The sequence below is a fragment of the Plantactinospora sp. B6F1 genome, from assembly GCF_040120695.1.
Lineage (GTDB): Bacteria > Actinomycetota > Actinomycetes > Mycobacteriales > Micromonosporaceae > Plantactinospora.
The window spans coordinates 20,925-27,285 of record NZ_JBEEAC010000052.1; the positions used below are offsets into that span (position 1 = coordinate 20,925).

Annotated in this window: 6 protein-coding genes and 1 pseudogene; 3 read left to right on the forward strand and 4 right to left on the reverse strand. The window is 69.6% G+C overall.

All coding sequences use genetic code 11. The annotated features are described in order from the left end of the window. Window positions 1-5: 5 nt before the first annotated feature. The 4 genes and pseudogenes from ABNF97_RS32545 to ABNF97_RS32560 form a co-directional block, all read right to left on the reverse strand. A complete protein-coding gene (locus tag ABNF97_RS32545) occupies window positions 6-1,283 on the reverse strand; it encodes an NAD(P)/FAD-dependent oxidoreductase (protein ID WP_349340876.1) in 1,278 nt (425 codons plus the stop codon). Beyond that, a pseudogene (locus ABNF97_RS32550) lies at window positions 1,278-2,102 on the reverse strand (sulfite exporter TauE/SafE family protein); the annotation flags it as partial. The gene ABNF97_RS32545 and the pseudogene ABNF97_RS32550, both read right to left, overlap by 6 nt. Beyond that, on the reverse strand, window positions 2,099-3,478 hold the full coding sequence (locus ABNF97_RS32555; protein WP_349340873.1) for an MBL fold metallo-hydrolase: 1,380 nt from the start codon (window positions 3,476-3,478) through the stop codon (window positions 2,099-2,101). The gene ABNF97_RS32555 and the pseudogene ABNF97_RS32550, both read right to left, overlap by 4 nt. A gap of 28 nt (window positions 3,479-3,506) precedes the next feature. Further along, window positions 3,507-3,677, reverse strand: coding sequence for a rhodanese-like domain-containing protein (locus ABNF97_RS32560; protein ID WP_130463618.1), 171 nt, complete (start codon window positions 3,675-3,677; stop codon window positions 3,507-3,509). Window positions 3,678-3,922: 245 nt separating this feature from the next. Here ABNF97_RS32560 and ABNF97_RS32565 point away from each other — a divergent pair, with 245 nt between their 5' ends. From ABNF97_RS32565 to ABNF97_RS34400, 3 genes are all read left to right on the forward strand, one after another. Continuing rightward, a complete protein-coding gene (locus ABNF97_RS32565; RefSeq protein ID WP_130463619.1) occupies window positions 3,923-4,192 on the forward strand; it encodes a metal-sensing transcriptional repressor in 270 nt (89 codons plus the stop codon). A gap of 194 nt (window positions 4,193-4,386) precedes the next feature. Further along, a complete protein-coding gene (locus ABNF97_RS32570; RefSeq protein WP_349340874.1) occupies window positions 4,387-5,547 on the forward strand; it encodes an FAD-dependent oxidoreductase in 1,161 nt (386 codons plus the stop codon). Window positions 5,548-5,832: 285 nt separating this feature from the next. Then, complete coding sequence (locus tag ABNF97_RS34400; protein WP_502930585.1) at window positions 5,833-5,964, forward strand: hypothetical protein; 132 nt, start codon at window positions 5,833-5,835, stop codon at window positions 5,962-5,964. The last annotated feature ends 397 nt before the right edge of the window (window positions 5,965-6,361 follow it).

The following is a 6,361-nucleotide window of genomic DNA, read 5'->3' on the forward strand; positions in this document are numbered from 1 at the left end:
GAGGATCAGGCGCGGCCGTGCAGCATTCCATGCCAGTACAGCGCTGGCAGGCCGTAGCGCTTGAATAGCCACATGTCGTATCGGGGTCGCATGGTGTCGATGAGTGGGAAGCTGGGCCGTGGCGTGAGGTCGTAGTCGAACTCGGCCAGCAGCATCCGGTTGCGGGCGGTGATCAGCGGACAGGAGGTGTAACCGTCGTATCGGGCCGGCGGAGGTTCGCCGCGGCGGGCGGCGAGCAGGTTCGCGGCGACGATCGTCGCCTGCTTTCGGATCGCGGCGCCGGTCTTGGCGGTGGGCAGGTTGGCCACGTCGCCGAGGGCGAAGACGTTGGGCCAGCGCGAGCTTTGCAGGGTGTACTGGTCGACCTGCAGGTAGCCGAACGGGCTGTCCGGGTCGGCCAGGGGTGATGCGGCGACCCAGTCGGGAGCGCTCTGCGGCGGTACGGCGTGCAGCATCGCGTAGCGGATCTCTTCCATGGCGCCGCGCTTGGTGTCGAGCAGCGTCGCCCGGTGCGCGGGGCCGTCGACCTCGACCAGGTGGGTGTTGTGGCGGACCTCGATGCCGTACCCGGCGGCGACGCCCCGCAGCACCTCACCCCACTGCGGCTGGCTGAAGATGGCCGCGGTGGGCAGTACCAGGATCACCCGCATGTCGTGCAGGACGCCCTGACGGCGCCACCAGTCGGTGGCCAGGTAGGCGATCTTCTGCGGGGCGCCGGCACACTTGATCGAGCCTGGCGGCATGGTGAACAGAGCCGTCCCACCCCGGGTCTGCCGGATGTTCTGCCAGGTCCTGGGGGCCAGGTCGAAGTGGTAGATGGTGGAGACCTCGTCGTGGCCAAGCGTCTCGGCCAGTCCCGGGATCGCGTCCGGGTTCAGTTGCAGGCCGGGGGCCATGACCAGGAAGTCGTAGGTGAGGGTCCGGCCGTTGCCGAGGACGACGGTACGGGCGTCCGGGTCGACGGCGGTGACCCGCTCGGCCACCCAGGTGACACCCTTGGGCATGACCCTGGCCTCCGGACGCACCGTCTGTGCGGCCTCGGCGCGGCCACCACCGACGAGTGTCCACAGCGGCTGATAGAAATGCGTCTGCGACGGCTCCACCACCGCCACGTCGGACACGCCCGCGCGGCGCAGGCGCGCGGCGACGCTGATGCCGGCGGTACCACCTCCGACGATGACCACCTCGTGATGCGACCGGAACGGGGCCGGTGTCGGCACGGGTGGAGCAGCGGTCGAGCGGTGCGCGACCTTGTCGCTTGCGATCGACCGGAACCGGAGCACGGCGGTGGCGGCGAGGACCAGCGCCGCGGTGGCGGCCCACAGCAGGGGGCTGTGCCACCATCGGGTGGGCAGTTGCTGAGCGAGGACGAGGACGCCCATGACAACCACAAACCAGCCGAAAGACTTGCGCAGTACATCCTCGCGGATCCGACCGGCGAGCCGGCTGCCGATCAGGCTGCCGGCCACGGCGGCCACGGTGACCGCGATGGCGAGCCCCCAGTGGACGTGCACGGTGGACAGGTAGCCGGCCAGGCCGGCGAAGGACTTCATCGCGATGACGAGCAGCGACGTGCCGACCGCGACCGGCATCGGCAGGCCGCCGAGCAGGGCGAGGGCTGGCACGACGAGAAAGCCGCCGCCGGCGCCGACCAGCCCGGTGGCCAGGCCGACGATCACTCCGTCGGCGATTACACGCGGCACGGGCAGCTCGTGCGGGGCAGGTCGGTCGGCGGAATCCCGCCGGCCCCTGATCATCGCGGCCGCGGTGGCCAGCATCATCAGCCCGAAGCCGGTGAGCAGGACACCGCCGGGGATGAACTCCGCGAACCGGCCACCGGCGTAGGCGCCGGTCATACCGGCCAGCCCGAAGACCAGGCCGGTACGCCAGCGTACCCGGCCGCCCCGGGCGTGCGGCAGAACACCGACCGCGCTGGTGACACCGACAACGAGTAACGACGTCGCGATCGCCTCCTTGGCCGGCAGACCGGCGACATAGACCAGCAGCGGCACGGCCAGAATGGAGCCGCCACCGCCGAGCAGACCGAGGCTGGCGCCGATACCGACCGCGAGGACCATGGTCAGGACCAGAGCGGCGGTCATGAGCCCACCTTCGGGGACCCACCGAAGTACACCGGCAGCCCCGACTCGCGGGCCCTGCTGAACTCGTCGTCGACAGCGACCACACGGCGGCCGGCGGCGGCCAGGATCGAGGCGGCGATCGCGGCACGGTAACCCCCGGCGCAATGCACCCACACCTCGCCGTCGGGCACCTCGTCGACGCGGCGCAGCAACTCGTGCAAGGGAATGTGCACGGCACCCTCGATCCGGGCCGCGGCAGCCTCGAGGTCGCGACGGGTGTCCAGAACGACGACCGCCCGGTGGTGGCGTACCTGGGCGAGGTCGGCGAAGGTGGCCCGGGGGAAAGCTTCCAGGGCGGCGCTGCCGGCCCACTTAGCCGGGTTGCCGGTGGCGTGCGCGGCCGGCCGGTCGATACCGATTCGCACCAGCTCCCGCTGCGCCTCGGCGACCTGCTCGACGGTCTCGCCGAGCAGGGTCAGCGGGGTGCCCGGGGGAATCAGCCAGCCGAGGTAGGTGGCGAAGCCGCCATCCAGGCCGACGTTCAGCGTTCCGGCGACGTGGCCGGCGGCGAACGCTACCCTGTTGCGCAGGTCGACCACCCACTCGCCGTCGGCGAGGCGCTTGCGCAGCTGCTCGGCGTCGGCTCGCTCCGGCACGCTCAGGTCCGGCGCGCCCGGTCCGGCGCTGTTGGCCGGCGCCATGTGCGCGTAGTAGGCCGGCCAGGCGTCAAGGCCGGCCAACAGGTCGTCCACGAAGGTCTGTTCCGTCTTGGTCAGAGCGGGGTTGCTGCGCTTCTCGGCGGCGACGGTGGAGGCGGCGGCCTCGGACTGGGTGGCCGAGCAGAAGCTGCCGAACCCGTGCGTCGGGTAAATTCCGGCGTCGTCCGGCAGTTCGCCGGCCAGGCGGTGGGCTGACTGGTACTGGTGGCGCACCAGGGCGTCGGTGTGTGCCGGGCCGAGCAGATCTGGCCGGCCGACCGAGCCGTACAGCAGGGACCCGCCGGTGAACACGGCGACCTGCCTCCCGCCGACGTCGAGGGCGTAGGCCAGGTGGGTAAAGGTGTGCCCGGGAGTGGCGAGCACCCCTACCCGCATGGTGTCGCCGACGGCGATGACGTCGCCGTCGTGGACCGCCACCCGGTCGAAGGTCACCGGATCGTCGGCGTTGACGTGGTAGGCCGCGCCGGTGGTCTGGGCCAGGGCGTAGCCGCCGGTCACATAGTCGTTGTGGATGTGGGTCTCGAAGACGTGGGTGATGTGCACGCCCTCGGCGGCGGCCAGGTCGAGGACCCGGTCAATGTCGCGCTGTGGGTCCACGACGAGCGCGACGGTGCCGTCGTGAACGAGGTAGCTGCGGTCTCCGAGGGTCGGGGTGTCGATCGGCAGGATACGGAACACGAGAACTCCTTGCGGTTGAGGGGTGGGTTCAGGCGCTGACGTGGCGGCCCCGGACCGTGGGGTGCCCGGCGCGCCACCGGGCGTCGGTGCCGCCGGCCACGGGCCGGGCGTCTACACCCGCCCGGGTGAGGTAGCTGGCGACGGCGACGTTCCGGTTGCCGCTGGCGCAGATCAGGTGCACCGGGACACCGCGCGGCACGCATCACGTGCCTCCTCCCGATCATATACCCCCGGGGGTATCTGCGATCGACGCTATCTCCATGAGCGGCGAGACTGTCAAGCTCGAATCCGGTGACATGGCCCACGCATGACCGGATTCGGACCTATACCCCCAGGGGTAACGGAAAGCGCCGCCCGGAGCGGCGTCACCTCGGGCGATGGCCCGCTGCCACAGATACCCGCCGGGGTATGCTGAAATCAGTGCGAAAACAGTGGGAGAGCGAGATGCAGATCGACAGTGACGCGCTCGGTGACGTGATCAAGCGGCTGCGCCGAGCCGAGGGCCAGATCCGCGGGGTGATCGCGATGCTCGAGTCTGGTCGTGACTGCGCCGAGGTCGTCACCCAACTCGCGGCGGTGTCCCGCGCGCTGGACCGCGCCGGATTCAAGATCATCGCCACCGGGCTGCGCCAGTGTGTGACCGCCCAGAACGAGGGCGAGCAGCAGACCGTCGATGTCGCCAAGCTTGAGAAGTTGTTCCTGTCCCTGGCGTGAACCCGCCGGACCGTCCCGAACCGGAAACCGACCTCCTCCCGGCCCGCGTGGTCGTGACACCGTCGTGGCGCCGGTGTTCAACAGCGTCGACGGGGCATCCGGACCGTTCTCAGGGTGACCAACGGCCCGGTTGGACGCATACCCCCGGGCGTACCTTCGTTGCCGGGTGACCGGACGAGGGGAGGTCGGGACCGATGAAGACCGTTATCGTGGGCGGTGTTGCGGGCGGGATGTCGGCGGCGACCAGGCTGCGGCGACTGGACGCGAACGCTGACATCGTCGTGTTCGAGCGGGGCGAGCACGTGTCCTACGCCAACTGCGGCCTGCCGTACCACCTCGGCGGTGTCATCAGCGACCGGAAGGACCTGCTGCTGCAGACCCCCGAAGGGCTGGGCGGGCGGTTCGGTCTTGACGTGCGGATACGCACCGAGGTGCTGTCGATAGACCGGGAGCGGCGCACTGTGCGGGTGCGAGACCTCGACAGGGCGACCGAGTACGACGAATCCTGGGACGTCCTCGTGCTCAGCCCCGGTGCGGCACCGATCGTCCCGGATCTACCCGGCATCGAAGGGGCCCTGCCGCTGCGCACCGTCACCGACGCCGACCGCGTCGTCACGGCAATGCGCGGACAGCGCCCACGTACCGCAGCGGTGATCGGTGGCGGGTTCATCGGGCTAGAAGTCGCCGAGAACCTGACCCGCCGGGGTCTGGCGGTCAGCGTCGTCGAACTCGACCGGCAGGTTCTCGCCCCGCTCGATCCGGAGATGGCCGCAGGCGTCCACGCACAGCTGCGTGCGCACGGGGTGACCCTGTGCCTGGGGACCGGACCGGCCAAGGTGCTGGCCGACGCCGTCGAACTGACCGACGGGCGGCTGATCGACGCCGAACTGGTCCTGTTGGCCATCGGCGTACGCCCCGAGGTCGGCTTGGCTCGTACCGCCGGACTGGCCGTCGGTTCACGTGGGGGGATCGTGGTGGACGCGTCGATGCGTACCCGCGGCGAACGCAGCGTGCAGTGGCATCAACTGGACAACCTGCTCCACGCCGGCACCACACTGATTGACGTACGCACTCCCGCCGAACACCACGCCGGTCACATTCCCGGTTCGATCAACATCCCGCTCGACGAACTGCGTGGTCGTCTCGACGAACTGCCCGCCGGCGACCTGGTGGTGTACTGCCAGGTAGGCCAGCGTGCCCACACCGCAGCCGCCCTCGTCGGTGACCCTGTCCGGGTAGCCAACCTCGACGGTGGTTACCTCACCTGGCTGGCCGGCTCGGCAAGCCGCACCGATACACCATCATCGGCAGCGCGGCCAACGAGGTCGAGGCAAGGCAACGCGTCGACCGGATGATCGACCCGAATGGTGCCGGCAGTGCCGGAATGACGGGTCGGACGCCGCTTCCGTTGCTGCGTAGGCGACGAAGCCCCACGGTGGCGAACACCCGGCAGTCAGTTCGTTGGAATCGGGACCGAAGGTAGTGAGGTCCGGGAGAATGGAGCCGTGGCCGGGGAGCAGGACGCACTTCAGCGCTTGCGGAACGCACTCGTGCGGATTCATGAGCGCGTAGCAGTATAGTCCGACGACAGCCTGCACCTAGCCGCCCACGACGTCAGCCAGGCGGTCTGGAACTGGGACATCCGTGCCCCCAAGAGACCGGAGTTCCACGTTTGTCCCGTATGCGAGTCCCTGCCAGGCCAGCGCTGTATCAGCGTACCTGGCCATACCCTGCGGGGCCATTACCACCCGGAGCGGTGTCGGCAAACGTGACCAGGTGTCTCCAATTCTCCTCCGAGGCAACGAACATTCCCGAACTCGGGTGGGGTCACCGGCTACCCGATATCGCTGCGGTGCAGCGTCCTCTACCTCACCGATGAGCGCCGCGACTGGCTGTAGCAGGCAACGGTCCCCGAACCCCGCTCGACGGGGGCAGGACGTTGGTCCCGCCTCCCGAGGCGGGCCGGCCCTGCCGGGTAAGCCCGGCCAGAGAGCAGGTTGGGGGCAGGAGAAATGGAGGCACCGATGAAAGCACTAGTGTATGACGGGCCGGGCCGCAAGTCCTGGGCGGATGTCCGCGACCCCACGATCACGGACCCAAGGGACGCGATCATCGAGGTGGACACCGTGACGATCTGCGGCACGGATCTGCACATCCTGGCCGGCGACG